The sequence below is a fragment of the [Mycobacterium] fortunisiensis genome, assembly GCF_019050325.1.
Classification (GTDB): Bacteria; Actinomycetota; Actinomycetes; order Mycobacteriales; family Mycobacteriaceae; genus Mycobacterium; species Mycobacterium fortunisiensis.
Window position 1 is genome coordinate 165,604 of record NZ_VOMB01000023.1, and the last position, 19,969, is coordinate 185,572.

The 19,969-nt window shown below is 66.9% G+C and carries 26 protein-coding genes and 2 pseudogenes; 9 read left to right on the forward strand and 19 right to left on the reverse strand.

Annotated elements, in window-relative coordinates:
* Positions 1 to 8: 8 nt before the first annotated feature.
* Positions 9 to 611: a TetR/AcrR family transcriptional regulator gene (locus FR943_RS21060; protein WP_217160207.1), complete on the forward strand. Its 603-nt coding sequence runs from the start codon at positions 9 to 11 to the stop codon at positions 609 to 611.
* On the opposite strand, the gene FR943_RS21065 is transcribed toward FR943_RS21060, so the two are convergent.
* The 5 genes from FR943_RS21065 to FR943_RS21085 form a co-directional block, all read right to left on the reverse strand.
* Complete coding sequence (locus FR943_RS21065; protein ID WP_217160208.1) at positions 608 to 1,867, reverse strand: WS/DGAT domain-containing protein; 1,260 nt, start codon at positions 1,865 to 1,867, stop codon at positions 608 to 610. The two genes, FR943_RS21060 and FR943_RS21065, sit on opposite strands and share 4 nt — an antisense overlap.
* A 3-nt stretch (positions 1,868 to 1,870) precedes the next feature.
* On the reverse strand, positions 1,871 to 2,782 hold the full coding sequence (locus tag FR943_RS21070; protein ID WP_217160209.1) for an alpha/beta fold hydrolase: 912 nt from the start codon (positions 2,780 to 2,782) through the stop codon (positions 1,871 to 1,873).
* Positions 2,779 to 3,552 (reverse strand): hypothetical protein, encoded by a 774-nt coding sequence (locus FR943_RS21075; RefSeq protein WP_217160210.1) that lies wholly within the window; start codon positions 3,550 to 3,552, stop codon positions 2,779 to 2,781. The genes FR943_RS21070 and FR943_RS21075 overlap by 4 nt, the downstream gene beginning before the upstream one ends.
* Complete coding sequence (locus FR943_RS21080; RefSeq protein WP_217160211.1) at positions 3,549 to 4,223, reverse strand: Rv1363c family protein; 675 nt, start codon at positions 4,221 to 4,223, stop codon at positions 3,549 to 3,551. The genes FR943_RS21075 and FR943_RS21080 overlap by 4 nt, the downstream gene beginning before the upstream one ends.
* A gap of 81 nt (positions 4,224 to 4,304) precedes the next feature.
* A complete protein-coding gene (locus tag FR943_RS21085; protein WP_308170620.1) occupies positions 4,305 to 4,925 on the reverse strand; it encodes a TetR/AcrR family transcriptional regulator in 621 nt (206 codons plus the stop codon).
* A gap of 90 nt (positions 4,926 to 5,015) precedes the next feature.
* Between FR943_RS21085 and FR943_RS21090 the strand changes: the two genes are divergently transcribed.
* Positions 5,016 to 5,888 carry an alpha/beta fold hydrolase gene (locus tag FR943_RS21090; protein WP_372448202.1) on the forward strand — a complete coding sequence of 291 codons (873 nt, stop codon included), beginning with the start codon at positions 5,016 to 5,018 and terminating at the stop codon, positions 5,886 to 5,888.
* A 10-nt stretch (positions 5,889 to 5,898) separates the two neighbouring features.
* Here the strand turns inward: FR943_RS21090 and FR943_RS21095 are convergent, their stop codons facing one another.
* The 4 genes and pseudogenes from FR943_RS21095 to FR943_RS26895 form a co-directional block, all read right to left on the reverse strand.
* On the reverse strand, positions 5,899 to 6,066 hold the full coding sequence (locus FR943_RS21095) for a hypothetical protein (RefSeq protein ID WP_217160213.1): 168 nt from the start codon (positions 6,064 to 6,066) through the stop codon (positions 5,899 to 5,901).
* 13 nt (positions 6,067 to 6,079) lie between these two features.
* Positions 6,080 to 6,361, reverse strand: coding sequence for a transposase (locus FR943_RS26215; protein WP_218045997.1), 282 nt, complete (start codon positions 6,359 to 6,361; stop codon positions 6,080 to 6,082).
* Between the two features lie 31 nt (positions 6,362 to 6,392).
* A pseudogene (locus tag FR943_RS26890) lies at positions 6,393 to 6,740 on the reverse strand (transposase); the annotation flags it as partial.
* Positions 6,653 to 6,856: pseudogene (locus tag FR943_RS26895) on the reverse strand (transposase); the annotation flags it as partial. The pseudogenes FR943_RS26895 and FR943_RS26890, both read right to left, overlap by 88 nt.
* A 133-nt stretch (positions 6,857 to 6,989) precedes the next feature.
* On the opposite strand from FR943_RS26895, the gene FR943_RS21105 reads away from it, so the two are divergent.
* Both FR943_RS21105 and FR943_RS21110 read left to right on the forward strand, forming a co-directional pair.
* Positions 6,990 to 8,414 carry an RNA-guided endonuclease InsQ/TnpB family protein gene (locus FR943_RS21105; RefSeq protein WP_217160215.1) on the forward strand — a complete coding sequence of 475 codons (1,425 nt, stop codon included), beginning with the start codon at positions 6,990 to 6,992 and terminating at the stop codon, positions 8,412 to 8,414.
* Positions 8,415 to 8,484: 70 nt separating this feature from the next.
* Positions 8,485 to 9,180, forward strand: a complete 696-nt coding sequence (locus FR943_RS21110) for a guanylate cyclase (protein WP_217160216.1) — start codon at positions 8,485 to 8,487, stop codon at positions 9,178 to 9,180.
* Positions 9,181 to 9,187: 7 nt separating this feature from the next.
* Here the strand turns inward: FR943_RS21110 and FR943_RS21115 are convergent, their stop codons facing one another.
* On the reverse strand, positions 9,188 to 9,718 hold the full coding sequence (locus tag FR943_RS21115; RefSeq protein WP_217160217.1) for a hypothetical protein: 531 nt from the start codon (positions 9,716 to 9,718) through the stop codon (positions 9,188 to 9,190).
* 191 nt (positions 9,719 to 9,909) lie between these two features.
* Here FR943_RS21115 and FR943_RS21120 point away from each other — a divergent pair, with 191 nt between their 5' ends.
* Entirely contained in the window at positions 9,910 to 11,340 is a 1,431-nt protein-coding gene (locus FR943_RS21120) for an aldehyde dehydrogenase family protein (protein ID WP_217160218.1), read from the forward strand.
* Positions 11,341 to 11,351: 11 nt separating this feature from the next.
* Here FR943_RS21120 and FR943_RS21125 read toward each other — a convergent pair whose 3' ends face one another.
* From FR943_RS21125 to FR943_RS21155, 7 genes are all read right to left on the reverse strand, one after another.
* On the reverse strand, positions 11,352 to 11,753 hold the full coding sequence (locus FR943_RS21125; RefSeq protein WP_217160219.1) for an EVE domain-containing protein: 402 nt from the start codon (positions 11,751 to 11,753) through the stop codon (positions 11,352 to 11,354).
* 9 nt (positions 11,754 to 11,762) lie between these two features.
* Positions 11,763 to 12,047: a type II toxin-antitoxin system RelE family toxin gene (locus FR943_RS21130; RefSeq protein WP_217160220.1), complete on the reverse strand. Its 285-nt coding sequence runs from the start codon at positions 12,045 to 12,047 to the stop codon at positions 11,763 to 11,765.
* Positions 12,044 to 12,457, reverse strand: coding sequence for a type II toxin-antitoxin system Phd/YefM family antitoxin (locus FR943_RS21135; protein WP_308170621.1), 414 nt, complete (start codon positions 12,455 to 12,457; stop codon positions 12,044 to 12,046). Before FR943_RS21135 ends, FR943_RS21130 begins: the two co-directional genes overlap by 4 nt.
* The gene (locus FR943_RS21140; RefSeq protein ID WP_217160221.1) at positions 12,458 to 12,856 is read right to left on the reverse strand and encodes a VOC family protein; all 399 of its coding nucleotides are present in this window, start codon (positions 12,854 to 12,856) and stop codon (positions 12,458 to 12,460) included. It lies immediately after the preceding gene.
* 108 nt (positions 12,857 to 12,964) lie between these two features.
* Positions 12,965 to 13,333 (reverse strand): CPCC family cysteine-rich protein, encoded by a 369-nt coding sequence (locus tag FR943_RS21145; protein ID WP_308170622.1) that lies wholly within the window; start codon positions 13,331 to 13,333, stop codon positions 12,965 to 12,967.
* Positions 13,334 to 13,404: 71 nt separating this feature from the next.
* Positions 13,405 to 13,776, reverse strand: coding sequence for a type II toxin-antitoxin system VapC family toxin (locus tag FR943_RS21150; RefSeq protein WP_217160223.1), 372 nt, complete (start codon positions 13,774 to 13,776; stop codon positions 13,405 to 13,407).
* Positions 13,773 to 13,970 carry a type II toxin-antitoxin system VapB family antitoxin gene (locus FR943_RS21155; RefSeq protein WP_217160224.1) on the reverse strand — a complete coding sequence of 66 codons (198 nt, stop codon included), beginning with the start codon at positions 13,968 to 13,970 and terminating at the stop codon, positions 13,773 to 13,775. The genes FR943_RS21150 and FR943_RS21155 overlap by 4 nt, the downstream gene beginning before the upstream one ends.
* Before the next feature lie 120 nt (positions 13,971 to 14,090).
* Between FR943_RS21155 and FR943_RS21160 the strand changes: the two genes are divergently transcribed.
* Positions 14,091 to 14,657 (forward strand): P-loop nucleotide/nucleoside kinase family protein, encoded by a 567-nt coding sequence (locus tag FR943_RS21160; protein WP_217160225.1) that lies wholly within the window; start codon positions 14,091 to 14,093, stop codon positions 14,655 to 14,657.
* Between the two features lie 66 nt (positions 14,658 to 14,723).
* On the opposite strand, the gene ychF is transcribed toward FR943_RS21160, so the two are convergent.
* Positions 14,724 to 15,797 carry a redox-regulated ATPase YchF gene (ychF, locus tag FR943_RS21165; RefSeq protein WP_217160226.1) on the reverse strand — a complete coding sequence of 358 codons (1,074 nt, stop codon included), beginning with the start codon at positions 15,795 to 15,797 and terminating at the stop codon, positions 14,724 to 14,726.
* Between the two features lie 132 nt (positions 15,798 to 15,929).
* Here ychF and FR943_RS21170 point away from each other — a divergent pair, with 132 nt between their 5' ends.
* A complete protein-coding gene (locus FR943_RS21170) occupies positions 15,930 to 17,066 on the forward strand; it encodes a DUF6542 domain-containing protein (RefSeq protein ID WP_308170623.1) in 1,137 nt (378 codons plus the stop codon).
* 18 nt (positions 17,067 to 17,084) lie between these two features.
* On the opposite strand, the gene FR943_RS21175 is transcribed toward FR943_RS21170, so the two are convergent.
* Complete coding sequence (locus tag FR943_RS21175) at positions 17,085 to 18,098, reverse strand: 4-hydroxy-3-methylbut-2-enyl diphosphate reductase (protein WP_217160228.1); 1,014 nt, start codon at positions 18,096 to 18,098, stop codon at positions 17,085 to 17,087.
* Between the two features lie 53 nt (positions 18,099 to 18,151).
* Between FR943_RS21175 and FR943_RS21180 the strand changes: the two genes are divergently transcribed.
* Entirely contained in the window at positions 18,152 to 18,736 is a 585-nt protein-coding gene (locus tag FR943_RS21180) for a lipid droplet-associated protein (RefSeq protein WP_217160229.1), read from the forward strand.
* A complete protein-coding gene (gene xseA, locus FR943_RS21185) occupies positions 18,733 to 19,962 on the forward strand; it encodes an exodeoxyribonuclease VII large subunit (protein WP_217160230.1) in 1,230 nt (409 codons plus the stop codon). Before FR943_RS21180 ends, xseA begins: the two co-directional genes overlap by 4 nt.
* The last annotated feature ends 7 nt before the right edge of the window (positions 19,963 to 19,969 follow it).

Below are 19,969 nucleotides of genomic sequence, written 5' to 3' on the forward strand. Positions count from 1 at the left end.
CGGTAAAAATGGACCTGCAAGTCCAGAAGTTGACGGCCAAGGGAGCGGCCACCCGGCGCCGCATCATCGAGGGTGCCGCGGAGACGATTCGCGCCAACGGCGTCGCCGCGACCACGCTGGATGACATCCGCGCCCACACCCAGACCTCCAAAAGCCAGCTGTTCCACTACTTCCCCGACGGCAAGGATCAGCTGCTGCTGGCGGTGGCCGAGCGCGAAGCCCAGATGGTGCTGGAAGATCAACAGCCCTACCTCGGTGAGCTGACCTCGTGGGCGGCCTGGCAACGCTGGCGCGACACCGTGGTCGAGCGGTACCGCCGCCAAGGCCAGAGCTGCCCACTGAGCCTGCTGATGTCCGAGATCGGCCGGACCACCGCCGGAGCCCAGGCCGTCACGAAAGCCCTACTTCGGCAATGGCATGACGAGATCGCCGCGGGTATCCGGCACATGCAGTCGCAGGGAAAAATCGCCGCCGATCTGGACGCCGACCGCGTGGCGTCCGCACTGCTGGCCGGCATCCAGGGTGGCGTCAGTGTGATGCTCGCCTCCGGCGATCTCGGCTACCTGGAATCCGCGCTGGACGTCGGCATCGCGATGCTGCGACGGGGTTAGTCGCCCAGCGCCTCGTCCAACCGGGCGAGGTAGCTGTCGATGTCCGCGACGGCCGACTGCGCGGCGTGCACGCTGATTGCCACGGTGTCTCCGATGCCGTGCACCCCGTGGGTCAGGCCCATCATCAACGACAGCGAGGGGTAGCCGGCCGTCACCACCACCGGCAGGCCGCCGAACGACAGGTCGGCATCACCGCGGTTGACGCTGGACACCACGGTGTTGCCGGTTACCATCGGCGCACGCACCGTCGGGTCGAATTGCGCCACGCCCCAGCGCAACAGCGGAGCCGGCGTGGCGGCGAACGCCTGGTCGGCCGCGGCCATGGCCGGATGCGCTGCGCGCCGGCGACGGTCGGCGAAGTCCGCGGAGATACGCGCGATCCGGTCCGCTGTACCGAGCTCGGGATACAGACCGATGCCGACGTTGCCGAAGTGGTTGTGCGCGAGGCGAATCCCCATTTTGGCCATCGGCACCTCAGCGCCGAGCGCACGGATGTCCTCGCCGGACTCGCCGGACTCGCGAAGCTGCTCCCCCAATCCCGACGAGATCGCGGCCAGTACGCCGACGGTGACGGTCGGCCCGGGAATCTGACTGCGGTGCCGAACGAGGGTGCGCACCCACCGCCGTCCGGCCGGCGCGGCATTGCTGTGCAGCACCGGACGCGACGGTGCCGGCGGCGGCACCGCACCGGATTCGGTGTCGCCCACCAACTCCCGCTGGGTGCGGGCGGCCACCACCGCGCGTCCGGGCAACCGGGCGGCGAGCAGGCGCGGCTGGGCCACCGGGGCAACCGGGGCCGGCCGGCCGAACAGCCAGGCGGCCAGGGCCGAGGCCCGGGTCCCGTCCGCCAGGGCGTGCGAGATCTGCAGCACCGCGACCGCGCCGGTGTCGGCTCCGGGCAACGCACGGACGTGCGGGAAGACATGGACGCGCCACGCCGCGACGGTGGCGTCGAGCTGACGATCGGCCAACCCGGCGACGACGTCGAGGCACTCGTTCCAGAAGAATTCGTCGCCGTGGACGACGAACTGATCCTCGCCCACCGCCCGCGGCTCCCACGCCGGATACGTCAACCGGCAGTCGTCGCCGGCCCGCAGCAGCAAGTCCGGACAGCGCCGGGCCCGGTCCTGGACCTCGGCCAGCGCGGCACCCAGATCCTCCGGGACACCGGCGAATCCGTACAGCAGGAACTGATCATTGGGGACCTTGGCCGACAGCCACCAGGTCTGGGCATCGATTGCGGCCATCCGGCGCACCGATCAGCTCCCGTCAGCGCTGCCGACGAAGTCCACGATGTGCTTGCCGACCACATCCGGTCGGTCCAGCTGCAGAAAGTGGCCGGCGCCTTCGACGATGTCCACCGCACTGCCCGGCGGCAGGATCTCCCGTACCCACCGCGCGTAATCCGGTGCGGCACAGCCATCGTCGGTGCCGTGCAGGTAAAGCGTGGGCAGCACGGGTGCCGACATCCAGTGCTTGTGCAGCTCGGCGTACGGCGCCGGCGGGGTACCGAAACGGAACATGGTGCGGTAGTAGCCGATCGCGGCGCGCCATCGGTCGGGCGCACCGATCGCGGCATCGACGTGGCGGACGTCCTCGGCCGCGTCGTACCCCGGCGACCATAGCCGCCACAGCCGCGGGACCACCCAGGACGCGGAACGCTCAGGCAACCAGGGCAATTGGAAGAACATCATGTACCAACTGCGCAGCAGTTGCCGCGGCAACTGGGCGGCCAGCCGTCCCGGCTCGGGCACCCGACCGAACGGCCGGAACGACGCCGTCGGCGGCACCGACATGATCACCGCCTTGGCGAACGGACTGTCCGGCATGGCCGCCAGGCCCGAGGCCGCGATCGCGCCCCAATCGTGGCCGATGAGCACGTCGGCCCCGGTCGGCCCCGCCGCGTCCAGCACCCGCAGCGCGTCGTCCATCAGTGCCCCGATGTGGTAACTGCCGTCGGACGGGAGCGAGGACGGCACATAACCCCGAAGGAACGGCGCCACCACTTTCCATCCCGCCGCGGCCAGCGCCGGGGCCACCTTTCGCCAGCCGTAGGCGGTATCGGGAAAGCCGTGCAGACACAACGCGACCGGGCCGTCGTCGGGCCCCCACACAAGCGCCCGCAGTTGCACCGCGGGTGCGCTGACATCGATCCAACGTGGCTCGGTCACGGCTGCACCGGCGCATACTCGGACATCAACCAGCGGTCACCGTCTTTGACCATGGTGGCCTGCGCAATCGACAAGGTCTTCTGCGGCATCTGACCTGCGGTCGACACCGCTTGGTTGACGTACAACACCACCTCGACGCGGTCGGGTTCTGCACTCACCACGCCGGTGCCGAGCACGTCGGCGACGGCGCCGATCTGCTGGGCCTGAGCCGCCGGGATGATGTCGTTGACCATTGCGGTGTACGTGCCGAGGAATTCCCCGGTCAACCGGTCACGAACCGCAGTGAGCTGCTGGTCGACGGTTTCCGGTTCATACGACAGCATTTCGGCGGTGATCTCCTTGGCCGCCTGAACGGCTTCGGCGCGCGCCACGTCGCTATCCCGGTGCGCCACGATCTGCCACTGCAACACCCCCGCCGCCACCGCCAGCACCAACGCGGCGAGCGACAACACGACGGGCCAACTGATCCGCGCGCGCCGACGTTTCGGCTCCGCGCCGGCCGCGTCCTCTTCCTCGACGGACGCTTCCTCGGCGGACGCTTCCTCGGCGGATTCGTCCGCCGGAACCGCGCTCTCGGGCTCGACAGCGTCGGCAGCGGTTTCTTCGCTGACGGCCTCGTCGCTCCCGGCGGCGCCGGCGACGGCCTCGTCCGGAACGTCGGAAACCGACGAATCCGAATCGGCCACAACGTCTTCCGGTGCAGCCTCCGGGGTGGCCGCTGCCTCGTTCCTGCGGCGCCCTGCCGGTGGCATCTTGTGACGGCCGCTCACTGGATGAACCTCACGTCGGAGACCTTCGCCTTGCCGGCAACGTCCTGCACCGTCAACTCCATTCGCCACACCTGTGGTTCCTGTTCGGGCACGCCCGCATTGGTGGACCGGACGGTCACCGAGACGAGGACGTTCGCCTCGTCACCGGTGTAGGACTCCAGGCCCGATGCGGTCACCGTGCCGGTCGACTTCGACTTGATCTGCTTGACCACCTCGAGGAACGACTTCGAGCGCTTCTCGAAGTCGTCGTAGAACCCGCCGGTCGAAATGTCGAGCACCCGTTGGACATCGGCTTCGGCGTGCTCCCAGTCGATAGTGGTCAGGTCTGTCGCGCCCTGCCGCGCGGTGTCCACGAACATCGCGCGGCGTTGCTGTTCCTGGTGGACCTGATAGATCCCGTAGCCCAACCAGCCGACCAACGCCGCGAGCGCGACGACGAGCACTGTGCCGAGAAAACCGGCCGACGCCAACCGCCGGAAACGCCGCTGCGTCGGCTCCGCGTCGCCGGCGGGTTCGGCGGCGTCGTCGCTGTCGTCGGCTTGTTCGTCCCCGGTCTCTTCGCTGTCGCCGTCCCGAGCCTCATCGGCGGCCTCCGTACCGGTTTCTTCAGCAGCTACGTCGTCGGTCCCGGTCGGCTCGACCGGCTCGGCGTCGGCGCTGTCGTCTGCCATACATCTGCTCCTCGTGGCACTGCCTGTCGCGTGCGATGGCACGCGTGCGATCCAACGTACGTGGCACCGGTCACACCGTCATCAGCGGCACCGGGTGTGCGCGCCGACCGCCCGCAGGGCGAAGTCGACCACGTCAGCCTGCGCGACGATGCTGTCACCGTCCGAACACAACCGGGACATCACATGGCTGACCACCGCGCCGATCGCGACGGCGTCCTTCTCGGGTTCGGCCAGCGGAAACGACCCGTCCTCCCGGCCCCGACGCAGGATCGACGCCAGCGACCGCTCCCGCTCGTCGTGCCACTGCTCGCGCGCCGCGCGATAGCCCCTGGCCGCGCGCACCTCGTCGGAATCGAGCACTGTCATGTGCATCAGCAGGCGCTCGTCGGCCAGCAGCCCGAAAATCTGGCCCAGCCAGACCTGCAGCTGATCGGCGGGCGGTCCGTCGTATTCCTCGGCGATCCGGTCGAGCCGACGCGCCAGCGAGTCGCCCTCACCACGCATCATCGCCAGGAACAGCGCGTCCTTGGACTCGAAATGCCGATAGAACGCGCGGGTCGACAGACCGGCCCTGGCCAGCACCGCAGCCACCGGAACCGCCCCGGTGTGCGGTTCCGACAGACAGCCGAACGCGGCCTCGATGATCACGTCGCGATCGTCGAGTATCTCCTGCGCTGGTTTGCTGCCTGGCCCAAGCTCCACGGTTGACGATTCTAGGAACCGCGGGTCGCAGATGCGGCGAAAACCCCGCTGGGTAACGTGACCTCTCGGGGCCTGCCGAGAGGAATGTCCGTGAGCACCGGGAAGATCGAGCACAGCGAATCGCGCACCGTCACGTTCCGCGGAGTCGACGACCTCAACCTGGTCGGTGACGAATGGAACCGCGACGCCACCTCGGCTGCCGATCGGCCCACCGTCCTGCTGCTGCACGGCGGGGGCCAGAACCGGTTTTCCTGGAAGAACACCGGGCAGATCCTGGCCGACCGCGGACTGCACGTGATCGCGCTCGACGCCCGCGGCCACGGCGACAGCGATCGCTCGCCCAGCGCGAACTACTCCGTGGAAGTGCTGTGCTCGGACGTGCAGCACGTGCTCTATCAGATCGGCCGCCCGGTGGTACTGATCGGCGCCAGCATGGGTGGGCTCACCGGCATCCTGGCCGCCCACGAGGCCGGCCCGGAACTGGTCACCAAACTGATCCTGGTCGACGTCGTGCCGCGGTTCGAGAAGACCGGCAGCGCCCGAATCCGCGATTTCATGTTCTCCAATGTCAACGGCTTCGATTCCCTGGATGAGGCGGCCGAGGCAGTCGCCGCCTACCTGCCCTACCGCACCAAACCGCGCAGCCCCGAAGGACTCAAGAAGAACTTGCGGCTGCGCGACGGACGCTGGTACTGGCACTGGGATCCGGCTTTCCTCACCAAGCCCGAGGACGACCCGTTCGTCCGGGTGGAAAAGCTGGAGCAGGCCGCGACGAACCTGAGCATCCCGATCCTGCTGATCCGCGGCAAGCTGTCCGACGTGGTCAGCCCGGAGGGCGTGGCGGACTTCCTGGACAAGGTGCCCGCCGCCGAGTTCGTCGAGTTGTCCGACGCCGGGCACACCGCCGCCGGTGACGACAATGACGCGTTCACCGAAGTGGTCGTGGAGTTCGTCGGCCGCTGAGCCGCTACGGCTACGGCTTGTTCGCCTGCTCGGCCTCAGCCAGCCGCTGGTGCAGCCGTTCCCGGATGTCCTGCGGGGTGTAGGCGTTTCGCCGTCGTTGATCCCGCGCCACCAGGACACCACCGGCGACGACGCCGGCGACACCGGCCAGCCCGACCCACTTCCAGATGCTGCGCATGCAACGAGTGTGCCTAAAGCGTGTCGAACAACTGGCTGCGGTCGAGTCGTCGCAGTAGTAGGGCGACTTGGCTGAGGTAGACGAAGTCTTCGTGCGCGACCAGGGTCATGTCGTGGTGGCGGTCGATGTGGCGGCAGTGATTGATCCAGCCGTTGGTGGGTTCGACCACCCAGCGTCGTGGTTGGACGATGAACCCGTGGCCGGGTTTTGGCCCGGACACCACCTCTACTGTGACGCCCGCTTCCGTCGCTGCGGAGGTGACGGCCTGGCCGGTGTAACCCTTGTCGACCCACACGTGACCGATGGTCCCCGGCGATCCGCTTCGCCTTGCCGAGCAGCTTCGGGAATGCTGCCCGGTCCCCGACATTGGCCTCGGTGACGACCGCGGCGACCAGCACACCGGCTGAGTCGACGAGCACATGCCGTTTGACGCCGTCGACCTTCTTCGCCCGGTCGAAGCCGCGCGGCCCGGCCACCGGCGAGGCTTTGACCGACGAGGAATCGACGACGGCTGCGGTGGGCCGTTGGCGCCGCCCGGGTCCGGGGTGCGGACCTCGCCGCGGACCGCGGTAAGGATTCGCGCCCAGACGCCGGTACGGCACCAGCGCAGGAAATGTTTGTGCGCTGACGACCACGACACGGTGAGGTCGTGCGGCAGATGCCGCCAGGCGCATCCGGTGCGCAGCACGTACAAGATGGCGTCGAGGTACTCCCGCCACCGTTGCGGTGGGCAAGGCCGCCCACCGCGTGGATGTTTCGGCACGAGAAAGCTGGCGATACGAGCCCACGCGGTGTCAGATAGATCGGGGCGGTACCGGCGCCGACCGCGCCTTGGGGCACATGACGATCGATGGTGATCGAGAGTTCGGACACGTCGTCGCTGGCCAGCGTGTTGTCAGTGGTGTGTGCGACGCTGAACGGTGATGGCGCGGCACACGACATTCCGGTTCTGTCTCGATCCAACGGTCGAGCAGCACGCGGTGCTGGCCCGGCATGCCGGTGCGTCGCGATTCGCGTTCAACCAGTGCCTGCGGATTGTGAAATCTGCGCTGACCCACCGCAGAACGGTCCCGGACACGCAGGTGCCGTGGACCGGGTTCGATCTGATCAACGCGTTCAACGCGTGGAAGAAGACCGAGGGCGCCGGCCGGGTGTTCGCCGTCGATGCCGACGGCGGCGTCGACGTGGTGGCCACGGGGCTGTCGTGGCGGCGTGAGGTGTGTCAGCAGGTGTTTGAGGAATCCGCCGTCGACCTCGGGAGAGGGTTGGCGGCATGGTCGGATTCGCGGTCGGGCAAGCGCAAAGGCCGTCGGGTCGGGTTCCCCCGGTTCAAGAAGAAGACCGGCGGCATCGCGTCGTTTCGACTGCGCAACAAGCATCCCAAGGGCAAACCCGCCGCGATCCGTATCGGCGACAATGATCGGCCCCGCTCGGTCACGCTGCCGGGCATCGGCGCTGTTGCGGTACATGACGACACCCGTCGGCTGCGGCGCATGCTGGGCAAACGACGGGCGAAGATCCTCTTCGCCACCATCAGTTACCGCGGGGGCCGGTGGTGGATCGCACTCAATGTCGAGGCCGCCGACCTGCACCCGGCCCAGCAGCACCCGACACGCCACCCCGACGATGCTGGCGGCTGGGTGGGGGTCGATCGCGGCCTGTCGGCGTTCCTGGTCGCCGCGACCGCCGACGGCACCGAGGTCGCCCGCATTGACGATGCACCCAAGGCGCTGGCTGTGGGTATGAAACGGCAGCGGCGGTTGTCGAAGTCGTTGTCACACAAAAAGAAAGGATCACGCCATCGAAAGGATGCCGCGGCCCGGCTAGCGCGGCATCACCATCGTGTCGCCAACGTTCGGCGGCATTTCCTGCACAAGGTATCGGGCGAGCTGGTCAAGACCCACGACCGGATCGTCATCGAAAACCTGAATGTGGCAGGCATGCTGGCCAATCACCGGCTGGCTCGCGCGATCTCCGATGCCGGCTGGGCCGAGTTCGCCCGGATGGTGCGCTACAAACAAGCGTGGCGCGGCGGGCAGCTGATCGAAGCCGACCGCTGGTATCCGTCAAGTCAGCTCTGCTCGCTTTGCGGACAGCGCCGCACCGACCTGACCCTGGCTGAGCGGGTGTTCACCTGCCCCAACGGGCATGTGATCGATCGTGACGGCAACGCCGCGACGAATCTGGCCCGCTGGCCTCACACCCACCCAACCGATCCCCGGACCCCCAAGCAACGGGGCCGGGCCACCAATGCCCGCCGACGGGACGGCGCTGGCCAACACCCCCGTGTTGGTGAAACCAGCCCGAAAGACGCGGGAACCGACGTTCACACCGCCCCCGCGGCCTGAACCGACGACGCCCGAGAAGGGCGGTGCCGAACACTCAGTCGAGTAGTTCGACGCGCTTTAAGCTGCGTTGGTGAAGGCGAACACGGTGTCCCTGTCCAAGGCGCTGGAGGAAACCCGCACCGGCGACATCTGGCTGTTCCGCGGGGGTTCCGGGCCGGACCGGGCGATCCAGACGCTGACCAACAGCCCGGTCAACCATGTCGGCATGACCGTGGCCATCGACGATCTGCCCCCGCTGATCTGGCATGCCGAGCTCGGCGACAAGCTGCTCGACCTGTGGACCGGAACCCACCACCGCGGCGTACAGCTGAACGACGCCCGTGAGGCCGTCGAACGCTGGGCCCACAACTACGGTCAGCGCTGCTGGTGGCGACAGCTCACCCCGTTCGCCTCGCGCCAGCAGGAGGACGCTCTGCTCAAGGTCATCGCCCGGATGGACGGCACGGCGTTCCCCACCACCGCCCGCCTCACCGGCCGCTGGCTGCGTGGGCGGATGCCCGCGGTCAGCGATTTCACCCGGGGAATTCCCTTGGTCCACAAAAAGGTTCGCGAATCAGCCGACCGCAGGAAGGAACGCACCCGCCAGGTCGGGCTCGAAACCGCCTACTGCGCCGAGACCGTGGCCATCACCTACGAGGAGATGGGCCTGTTGAGCACCGAGAAGCGCTACAACTGGTTCGATCCCGGCTCGTTCTGGAGCGGCGACGAGTTGCCGTTGGCCGACGGCTACCGACTCGGCGACGAGATCGCCGTGACGGTGAATTGACGGCCCGTCAGGGCTGTTCGACCATCGGCACCGGCGTCTCGAGCAGACGGAGCATGGCATCGAGCGGCGCCGGCTGACCGTCGAGGTCCCGCTCGATGAACCGGATGATGGCGACCTCGTGGTCGACGACGTACTCGAAGAAATCCTGGTGGGGTGTGCCGTGGAAGCCGTCGGCGAGGCCCTGGAACACCGGTAGATAGCGGCGCGTCGCCAACCGCAGCGAATGCAACTGCACCTTCCACGGCCAGTACACCGACGGCGGCGCCGCGATACGGCCGGCCGCCGCGGCGAGGCGGTTCGTCTCGCTGACGTCGATACCACTGTGCTGAAGGAACTTCCGGGTTGCCCCGTTGGTCTGGGCCTCGAGCGCGTGGATGACCCGCCAGGCGTGGGCCTGGTGTTCGTCGCGGGCGTGTGACGCGGCGGCCAGCGCGAACGATTCGCCGAGCTCCTCGGATTCGACGAGCCTGGCCAGCCCGCGACGCAAGTGGCCGGCAATCGGATGCGGGCTGCGAGCTGCCACCTGAACCGCCTTCATCGGGAGAGTGCATATCTGAGAACCTACGTTCGCAGAAATGCTGTCACCATCGGCGCCCGGCCGTCAAGAGCTGGGGGCGATCCGATCCGGCGTCCGACATTACGGATTATGTTAATGTTCATTCGGTAGTGCTCAATGCTTTGAACAGCTATTTTCAGCACTAATGTGATCTTCTATTCATGGGGGTAACAATGACCGAGACAACGTCCCCGGGCGCCGGGCTGACGGATGCACCGTTCGATGACAACCTCACCGAGGTCGATGTCGCTCGGGTTGCCGCGACATTGCGGGCAACGTTCCGCAGCGGCCGGACCCGGTCAGCGCAATGGCGCTCCGATCAACTCAACCGGTTGGCGCAGATGATGGTCGACAACGAGCAGGAGATCATCGACGCGCTGTCCAACGATCTCGGCCGCGACCCATTCGAATCGTGGTTCACCGACATCGCCGGCACCGTGGCCGAAGCACGGTATGCCGCAAAGCATGTCAAGCGCTGGATGCGGCGAGATCGACACCTCCTCGAGCTGCCCCAATTGCCCGGGCGAGGCTGGATCGAATACGAGCCGTACGGAACCGTGCTGGTGATCGGCGCCTGGAACCTGCCGTTCCTGTTGTCACTGGGCCCGGTCATCTGCGCCCTCGCTGCCGGAAACACGGTGGTACTCAAGCCTTCTGAGCTTTCCAGCCGGTCATCGAAGCTGATGGCGGAACTGGTGCCACGCTACCTCGACCACGACGCGGTGGCGGTGGTCGAAGGCGGCCGCGAGATCAGCGAACTGCTCCTGGCGCAGGGCTTCGACAAGGTGTGCTTCACCGGGGGCACCGAAACCGGCCGAAAGATCATGGCCGCGGCCGCCAAACACCTGACGCCCGTCACCCTGGAGTTGGGCGGGAAAAGCCCGGTCCTGCTCGCCGACGACTGCAACGTCGACGTCGCGGCCGGCCGGGTCGCGTGGACAAAGCTCATCAACTCGGGCCAGGTATGCGTGGCTCCCGATTACGTGCTGGCCCACCGTGACGTGGCCGAACGATTCGTCGACAAGGTGTGCGATGCCTGGGTGCGATACCGGACCGATCAACCGAAAGGCATGCGGATCGTGAACCTCCACCATGTCGAGCGACTGGCGGGTTACCTCACCCGAACCCGCGGCGACGTCGTGTTCGGCGGTGGTGTCGACACCGCTGCGCTGACCGTGGAGCCCACCGTGGTGGTGCACCCCGACTCGTCCGAGCCACTGATGACCGAAGAGATCTTCGGCCCGATCCTGCCGGTCCTCACGGTCGATTCGCTGGATGACGCAATCGATTTCGTGAACGCCAGGCCCAAACCGCTGGCCGCGTATCTCTTCAGCGAATCGCGTAAGGTGCGCAATCGCGTGGTCTCCGAGGTGTCCGCCGGCGGCATGCTGGTCAACCATGTGGCATTCCAGGCCTCGACCACGCGTCTGCCGTTCGGCGGGGTCGGAAACTCGGGTATCGGCGCCTACCACGGCCACTGGGGGTTCGAGGAATTCAGCCACGCCAAGACGGTGATGACCAAACCGACCCGGCCCGACCTGTCCGCGATGCTGTACCCGCCCTACAGCGACAAGGCCTGGAAGCTGGCCCGCAAATTGTTCTGACGCTGACTTCCTCAGCCATCGACAAGCGCCCAGATGGCCGCGCTCTGCTCCGGCGACAACGCGAAGCTGCCGAAGCGTAAGCGGTTCACCGGAAGATGGTCGCGAATGCGATCAAGTGGAAGTGGGCTGATCTCGCGCAGCGCGGCAGCCAACCGGAAACCGCCCGGGATAGCGGTGCTCGGCTCGGGCGCTTCACCGGTTACCTCTCCCACGATGGCAATCGCGCGAAAATTCTCCCCGTCCGGAAAAGCCGTCTTCGGCGAGTAGATGAAAATGCCGTCACCGATGTTCATCCGGGCCAGCGGAGCGCGCTTGCCATGGTTCGCCATGACAAACCCGTCCGGGAGCCCGCGCCGGGCATGGTCGCGGGAGGCGACGACCACCCAGGTCGTTCGTCCGTCGTGTTGCGCCATGGGTTCACACTAAGAGCCGACAACCTCTCGGGTGCGGTATGCGTCGCGTCGGTGACGTATCGAAATGACCTCGACACAGATTCTGTTGTCATCAATGTCGTAGACGACCCGAAATTCACCCCGCCTTGCCGAATACGTTCCGGCCAGTTCATTCCGCAGCGGCTTGCCGACGCGGCGGGGATTCTCCGCCAGCGGTCCGGTGATGAACTCGATGCAGGCCGCAGCCACCGCCTCCGGAAGTTCTTCCGACAGAGCCCTGCGTGCCCTCGGAGACAAGACCACTTCATACGTCACTTGGGCAGTCGCCCTTTGGCCCGCATCTCCTTCGTCACGTCGTCAAGTGTGTGGAAGTCGCCGCGCGCGACGTCTGCCTGCCCTTGGCGGATGTCCTCCATCAGGTCCGGGTCGCTCAAAATATCCAGGGTTTCGATGATCGAGTCGTAGTCATCGGCACTGAGAATCACAGCCGCTCGCCGGCCCTGTCGGGTGACTTCGATCCTCAGGTGGGTGCGGACGGCCTCGTCGACGAGCTTGGAAAGGTTCGCCCGAACCTCAGCCAGCGGCAGCGTTGTCATGTACAGAATTCTAGCGCGATTACGGAACTTGCGTGATGCCGAGCGCGTCGCCCATTCGCCCAAAGTGAAGAAGATGTCGAGATCTCGCTGAAATCTCGACATCTTCTTCACTTTGGCGAGCTGAGGCATCTACACGTTCAAGCGGGACCGGGCATCGTCGGTGACCGGCGTGAACAAGTTGACCAGGTTTCCGTCGGGATCGCGGAACAGCAGCGCCCGATTGCCCCACGGCATCGTGGTCGGTTCGGTGACGACGTCGTGCAATACCGCCCGCAGCCGCTCGTACGCGGCATCCACATCGTCGACGATGAATTCGATGATGGCGCTTCGATTCGCCGCAGGCTCGGCGGATCCGACGCCGAACAACGGGACGGTCTTGTCACTTCCGATGGCCAACGTGCCCGCCGGCGTGGGAATCTCGGCGAACAGGTCGTTGGCCCACACCGCGTCGGCCTCGGTGACCGCCTCGTAGAACGAGACGAGACGCTTCACGTCGGCGGTGATGATGCGGATCGAAACAAGCTTCATCTCACGCACGCTAGACGGGACCACCGACAAGTTGAGCCGACATCGAAACCCACGCTGGACCAGATCCGCGCCGACTACACGTTGAAGCGGAACCCACCACGTCGCGCGCTACCGAACAGGCTTCCAGTAGGTCGGCCGCCACCAGTAGAGAACAGTCATATCGTCGGGCCAGTCCGGCTTGGGCTCGGCTTCCCAAGCCTCGAAACGGTCGCGCTCTTCGTCTATCGGCCGCCACCCGGCCTCGATCTTTTCGTCAGCCTGCGGCGGGCGTACGTGCGGGATCAATCGGGACTCGCACGAACCGAACTCGCGATAGTTTGCTTGTCCCTCGATCAGTGACACCTTGTTCGCGCCGCCACCCATTGTCGGCCAGCGGAGCTGAACAGCGTCATCTTCCCAGAAACAGATCGGACAGATGTCATAGCTGCCCGGCGGTTCTGAAAACATCAGGTGGCCGCAACATACGCAGGGGTACACCAGTGCCTACTTCTTGACCTGATTCCTACACGTTGAACCGGAACTCCACCGAATCCCGTTGCCGATCAACGTCAAACCTCGTGCACAACCGCAACGCCCACCTCACCACAGGCCGCTTTCAACCGCTTGTCCCTCGTCCATAGTTGTGCGCCGTCCACGAGTGCGACCGACCCGAGGAGGTTGACGTCGGTGGCGCTCAATCCCCTGCCCCATAAGCGGCGGCGCTCGACGAGATGGAGAACCTCGGAGTGCGTAACCGGTGGAAATCGATAGAGGTTCGCTACCAAGTCGAGAACGACGTCACGCTGCTTGATCGAACCGAGTGCCAGCTCCTCGACAACCAAAGGATGGCAACCGATTTCGTCGGCGCCCAGTAGCCTGACCAGTCGCGTTTCCGCGGCGTGCAGATGGTCGATCCATACCGACGTGTCAACGAGGATCAACCGCCAGACGCCCTCCGGCGAGGCGCTGCAGACGCCTCAGGATCCGTGCCTCCCAGCGCTGCGAGGCGACGGCCACTTTCCACTCGGATCAAAGTCTGCAATCCCTGGCGGAGTAGCGCCACGCTCTCGGTGACGCCGGTGAGTTCAGAAGCCTTCGCAAGCAGCGCGTCATCGATGGTCACTGTCGTCCGCACTCGACACCTCCGCACGCATCAATTGATGCATCTAATGATGCCATAGCTGGGCGGGGTGTGCCGGCAGCTTCTCAAGTTCGCCTGAGCCACATTCATTGGCGGACTCATACCATCGAGACAGTGACCACTCGAAAGGCATTGCCGACACTCATTGCCCTGTCGGGCCTTCCTGGAGTCGGCAAGACCACCCTCGCGCGCCGTCTCAGCATTGCGATTGATGCCGTACACGTACGCGTAGACACGATCGAGGCTGCGTTGACCACTTCCGGCATCGTCGATCTAGCAGGCGGATGGTCGGCAGTACCCGATGCGGGTTACCGGGGCGCCTACGCAATCGCACTCGACCACCTGGCGGCAGGCCACAGTGTCGTCGCCGACAGCGTGAATCCCCTTGCAATCACGAGGGAAGCCTGGGCTAGATGCGCAACGACCGGTCAAGCAACCCTTGTCGATGTCGAGGTGATCTGCAGCGATCGTGCACTCCACCGGAGACGAGTCGAAGCTCGCACATCCGACCTCGAAGGACTCACGGTGCCGACATGGCAGCAGGTCGAGGAACGGACCTATGAATGCTGGGATACAGCAGTGCTTCGCATCGACACAGCAGCGGGTATCGATCACGCAGTACGGCAGATCAAGGCCGCTCTGAACCCCGCCGAGGACACACCACGACGTCGTCGAAAGTGAAGAAGATGTCGAGTTTTCGCCAAAATATCGCCATCTTGCTCACGTTCGGCGAGCGAACTCCGTCACCTAGACATTGAACCGGAACTCCACCACATCTCCGTCGGCCATCACGTAGTCCTTGCCTTCCATCCGGACCTTGCCCGCCGCCTTGGCCGCGGCCATCGACCCGGCCTCGACGAGATCGTCGAAGGAGACCACCTCGGCCTTGATGAAGCCCTTCTCGAAGTCGGTGTGGATCACGCCGGCGGCTTTGGGGGCGGTGTCGCCTTGATGGATGGTCCAGGCCCGCGACTCCTTGGGCCCGGCCGTCAGATAGGTCTGCAGCTTCAGGGTGTGGAAGCCGGCCCGGGCCAGCGCGTCGAGACCGCGCTCGGTCTGCCCGATCGATTCCAGCAGCTCGGTCGCCGACTCGTCGTCGAGCTCGATCAGCTCCGATTCGATCTTGGCGTCGAGGAACACCGCGTCGGCCGGGGCCACCAGGGCACGCAACTCGTCCTGCTTGGCGGAATCGGTGAGCACCGACTCGTCGGCGTTGAACACGTACAGGAACGGCTTGGTGGTCAGCAGGTTGAGCTCTCGCAGGATCGACCAGTCCTTGCCCGTGGAGAAGAGCGTCTTGCCGTCATCGAACACCGCCTGGGCCGCCAGCGCAGCCTCCAGCACCGGCTTGCGCTCCTTGTTGTTGCGGGCTTCCTTCTCCAGCCGCGGCACCGCCTTCTCCAGCGTCTGCATGTCGGCCAGGATCAGCTCGGTCTCGATCACCTCGATGTCCGACCGCGGGTCCACCCGGCCGTCGACGTGCACCACGTCGTCATCGGCGAACACCCGCACCACCTGACAGATGGCATCGCATTCGCGGATGTTGGCCAGGAACTTGTTGCCCAGCCCGGCTCCCTCGGAGGCACCTTTGACGATCCCGGCGATGTCGACGAACGTCACGGGCGCCGGCACGGTCTTCTCCGAACCGAAGATCTCGGCGAGCTTGTCCAGCCGGGGATCGGGCAGCGGGACGACGCCCTCGTTGGGCTCGATGGTCGCAAACGGGTAGTTGGCCGCCAACACGTCGTTACGCGTCAGGGCATTGAACAGAGTCGACTTTCCGACGTTCGGCAAACCGACGATTCCCAGGTTCAGGCTCACAGAGAAGAGAGTCTAGGCCGGTGTGACGGGCGCGCCAGCGCGAGCTGTCGGCACGCGGCCAGACGGAGCCGGTACGGTCTACGTGTGTCAGGACAGCGCGCACAGTCGGCAGTGCCGGCTGACCTCCGCTCTGTGCACCCGCGATTCGCCGGTGTGCCGTGGTGGGGTGCTGTGCTGTTGGCCATCACCGCTACCGCGATCGGCTTTGCCTTCGATGCCGGTTCGGGCGATCGCGAGCTCAGCGCGGTCTTCGCGGTCTGCTACGCCCTCGGCTGTCTGTCCGCGGTGCTGGCAGTCCAGCACATCGGCCTGTTCACCGCCGTGATCCAGCCCCCGCTGCTCCTGTTCGTCGCCGTGCCCGGGTCCTACTTCCTGTTCCACGGCGGCCAGCTGGAAGGCGTGAAAGACCTGGCCATCAACTGTGGCTATCCGCTGATCGAGCGGTTCCCGCTGATGCTGTTCATCTCGGCGGCGGTCCTGCTGATCGGCCTGGGCCGGTGGTATGTCGGCTTGTCGTCACGGCAGGGAGCCGACGCGACCGGCGCCGCCGACACCGCGGGGACCGCCAAGGCGATGCCGCTGGCCGGGATTGTGTCATCTGTCACAGAGAAACTTTCCGGGCTGGTTCTCCGCAAACCCGCAACCGTCTCGGCCCGCCGCAGCCGTTCCACCGAACCGGATCTGGCCGCGGCCGCCGCGGACGCTCCGCCACGGCGGCGCCCACGCCCGGCCGATCGGCCCGCCCGGCGCCGTTCGGGCGGCCCGGACACCGGCGCCCAGCCCGCAGCAACCGGACGGGCCCGCGGCGAGCGCAGGCCCACCAAGCGCTCCGCGCCCCCACGCCCACGGCCGGCCCGCGCCGCGGCCGACTCTGATTTCGGCGACGATTTCGGCGATCTCGACGGCATCATGCCCGAGCGGCCGCGTCGTCCCCGGCCGCCACGTACCCCCGAGGCCGGTGCCGGTGAGCCTCGCCGTCGGGTGCGTACCCAACCGCGTGAGCCACGCAAACAGCCGCCGCCGGAGCGTCGGGAGGCAGCATCCTTCGACCGTGGCCGTCCCCCGCGGCCGCGCCGTCGATTCGACGACTACCAGCCCTTCGAGGATTCGTTCGAGCCGCCGAAGACAAATGGGCGCTCGACGCACCATCCGGTGTCGCGGGTGCGTTACCGCGGTTCTGACGACGACGATCACCGCGTGGAGCACCGGACCCGGCCACGGCCGCGGTCAACCGCGAAGGGCCGGCACTCCTGGGATTACGAGGACTGAAACCGGGTCCAGGCCGGGTCAGGAACGCGGCGGACGGATCTCGCGCGGCAGCGCGAACACCAGGGTCTCGTTGGCGGTCGTCACCGGCTGCACGGTGCCGTAGCCGTATTCGGCCAGACGCTCGAGCACGCCACGCACCAGCACCTCGGGCACCGAGGCCCCGGAGGTGACGCCCACCGTGGTGACGCCGTCCAGCCAGGCCGGGTCGATGTCGTCGGCGTAGTCCACCAGATAGGCGGACCGCGAGCCCGCCCCCAGGGCCACCTCGACCAGCCGCACCGAGTTCGACGAGTTGCGCGAGCCGACCACGATCACGAGCTCGCACTCGGGAGCCATCGCCTTGACGGCGACCTGCCGGTTCTGCGTCGCGTAGCAGATGTCGTCGCTCGGCGGATCCTGCAGCGTCGGGAACTTCTCGCGGAGCCGGCGCACCGTCTCCATGGTCTCGTCAACACTCAGTGTGGTCTGCGACAGCCAGATGACCTTGTTCGGATCCCGCACCGTGACCTTGTCCACCGCGTCCGGATTGTCGACGACCTGCACGTGGTCGGGTGCCTCACCGGCGGTGCCGACCACCTCTTCGTGGCCTTCGTGGCCGATCAGCAGGATGTCGTAGTCGTCGCGGGCGAACCGTTTGGCCTCGTTGTGCACCTTGGTGACCAGTGGGCAGGTGGCGTCGATGACCTGCAGACTGCGCTCGGCGGCGGTCTCGTGCACGGTCGGGGCGACGCCGTGGGCCGAGAACACCACGATCGCCCCTTCGGGCACCTCGTCGGTCTCGTCGACGAACACCGCGCCGGCCTTGGCCAGCGTCTCCACCACGTGCTTGTTGTGCACGATCTCGTGCCGCACGTAGACGGGAGCGCCGTGCTTCTCCAACGCACGCTCGACGGTCTCGACCGCACGATCGACGCCGGCGCAGTATCCGCGCGGCTCAGCCAGCAGAACCCGTTTGCCCAGCGGGGATGAATCGCCGCCTGACCTCACCGAGCTCGTGGCACCCGGGATACCCATGTTGATTGTCGACGGCATGTCACCAGGGTACGGGGCCACGGCGCAACGGAGCCAGCCGTAGGCTGTGGGCCATGGGAACTGCACCGTATGGGGTCCGGCTGCTGGTGGGTGCGGCGGCCACGACCTTGGAAGAAGCTCGCAAGTTGCCGCAGACGATCCTGGCCTATCCCATGACCGTGGCCAGCCAGGCGGCCAATCTCGTCATGCATGTTCAGCAGAACCTGGCCGAATTGGTGATCAAGGGCGACGAAACCCTCGAGCAACTGTTTCCGCCCAAGGACGAGCAGCCTGAGTGGGCCACCTTCGACGAGGATCTCGAGTCCGACGGCCCCGATGACGCCCCGGCCGATACCGCTGCCGCCACCGACGGCGAGCGGCGCACCGAGGGCCGGTTCGCCCTGTACAGCACCGGGGAGCCCGAGCCGGCCGGTGCCACCAACGGCAAGGCCACGCCGGCGGCCGCGTCCGGCGCGACGCCGTCGGTCGTCGACGAGCTCGGCTACGACGCGCTGACCCTGGCGCAGCTGCGCGCCCGGCTGACGTCGCTGCGGGTGGCCGACCTGGAGGCGCTGCTGGCCTACGAGGAGGCCGGCCGGGCCCGCGCACCGTTCGTCACGTTGCTCGCCAACAGGATCACCCGCGCGACCGCGAAGTGACCGAACCGGGTCAGTCACCGGAGAACCCCTGGCCGGTCCGTGCCGTGGCGACCCGGGTCGCCAAGTGGATCGACCGGCTGGGCACGGTCTGGGTCGAGGGACAACTGACCGAGCTGAAAGTCCGGCCGGACTCGAAAACCGTCTTCATGGTGTTGCGGGATCCGGCCGCCGACATGTCGCTGACCCTGACGTGTCCGCGCGATCTGGTGCGCAACGCCCCGGTCAAACTGTCCGAGGGCACGCAGGTGATCATCTGCGGCAAGCCGAATTTCTACACCGGCCGCGGCACGTTCTCGTTGCGGGTCAGTGAGATCCGCGCGGTCGGCATCGGCGAGCTGCTGGCCCGGATCGAGCGGCTGCGCCGGCTGTTGGAGGCGGAGGGCCTGTTCGACCCGCGGCTCAAGCGGCCGATCCCGTTCCTGCCGAGCACCATCGGCCTGATCACCGGCCGCGCGTCGGCCGCCGAGCGGGATGTGACCACGGTGGCCAGCACCCGCTGGCCCGCGGTGCGTTTCGCGATCCGCAACACCATCGTGCAGGGCCCCAACGCGGTTCCGCAGGTCGTGGCGGCACTGGCGGCACTGGACGCCGACCCCGACGTGGACGTGATCGTGCTGGCCCGGGGCGGCGGCAGCGTCGAAGACCTGTTGCCGTTCTCCGACGAGACGCTGTGCCGGGCGATCGTGGCCTGCCGCACCCCGGTGGTCAGCGCCATCGGACACGAACCCGACACTCCCCTGTCCGACCTGGTCGCCGACGTCCGTGCGGCCACCCCGACCGACGCGGCCAAACGGATCGTGCCCGACGCCGCCGCCGAGCAGGCGCTGATCACCGACCTGCACCGGCGCAGCGCCCGGGCCCTGCGCAACTGGGTGCACCGGGAACAGCATCACCTGGGGCAGTTGCGCAGCCGCCCGGTGCTCGCCCAGCCACTGGCCGCGGTCGAGGCCCGCGCCGACGAGATCACCCGCGCCCGGGCCACCGCGCAGCGCGACGTCACCCGGCTGATCGACGGGCAGGCCGACACGATCGGGCACCTGGCGGCGCGGCTGACCGCGCTCGGACCGGCGGCGACGCTGGCCCGCGGGTATGCGGTGGTTCAAGCGGTTCCGGAGACGGGGACGCCGACGGTGCTGCGGTCGGTGGCCGATGCCCCCGCCGGCACCCAGCTGCGGGTGCGGGTGTCCGACGGGGTGGTCACAGCGGTCAGCGACGGTAGCGAGTAAACGAGGG

Bases quoted from the DNA above. Each gene is read 5' to 3' on its own strand.
- FR943_RS21060 (WP_217160207.1), top strand. From the start codon at position 9: ATGGACCTGCAAGTCCAGAAGTTGACGGCCAAGGGAGCGGCCACCCGG.
- FR943_RS21080 (WP_217160211.1), bottom strand. From the start codon at position 4,223: ATGGCAGACGACAGCGCCGACGCCGAGCCGGTCGAGCCGACCGGGACC.
- FR943_RS21095 (WP_217160213.1), bottom strand. From the start codon at position 6,066: ATGCGCAGCATCTGGAAGTGGGTCGGGCTGGCCGGTGTCGCCGGCGTC.
- FR943_RS21105 (WP_217160215.1), top strand. From the start codon at position 6,990: ATGGCGCGGCACACGACATTCCGGTTCTGTCTCGATCCAACGGTCGAG.
- FR943_RS21115 (WP_217160217.1), bottom strand. From the start codon at position 9,718: ATGAAGGCGGTTCAGGTGGCAGCTCGCAGCCCGCATCCGATTGCCGGC.
- FR943_RS21120 (WP_217160218.1), top strand. From the start codon at position 9,910: ATGACCGAGACAACGTCCCCGGGCGCCGGGCTGACGGATGCACCGTTC.
- FR943_RS21125 (WP_217160219.1), bottom strand. From the start codon at position 11,753: ATGGCGCAACACGACGGACGAACGACCTGGGTGGTCGTCGCCTCCCGC.
- FR943_RS21135 (WP_308170621.1), bottom strand. From the start codon at position 12,457: ATGCCTCAGCTCGCCAAAGTGAAGAAGATGTCGAGATTTCAGCGAGAT.
- FR943_RS21140 (WP_217160221.1), bottom strand. From the start codon at position 12,856: ATGAAGCTTGTTTCGATCCGCATCATCACCGCCGACGTGAAGCGTCTC.
- FR943_RS21175 (WP_217160228.1), bottom strand. From the start codon at position 18,098: ATGCCGTCGACAATCAACATGGGTATCCCGGGTGCCACGAGCTCGGTG.
- FR943_RS21180 (WP_217160229.1), top strand. From the start codon at position 18,152: ATGGGAACTGCACCGTATGGGGTCCGGCTGCTGGTGGGTGCGGCGGCC.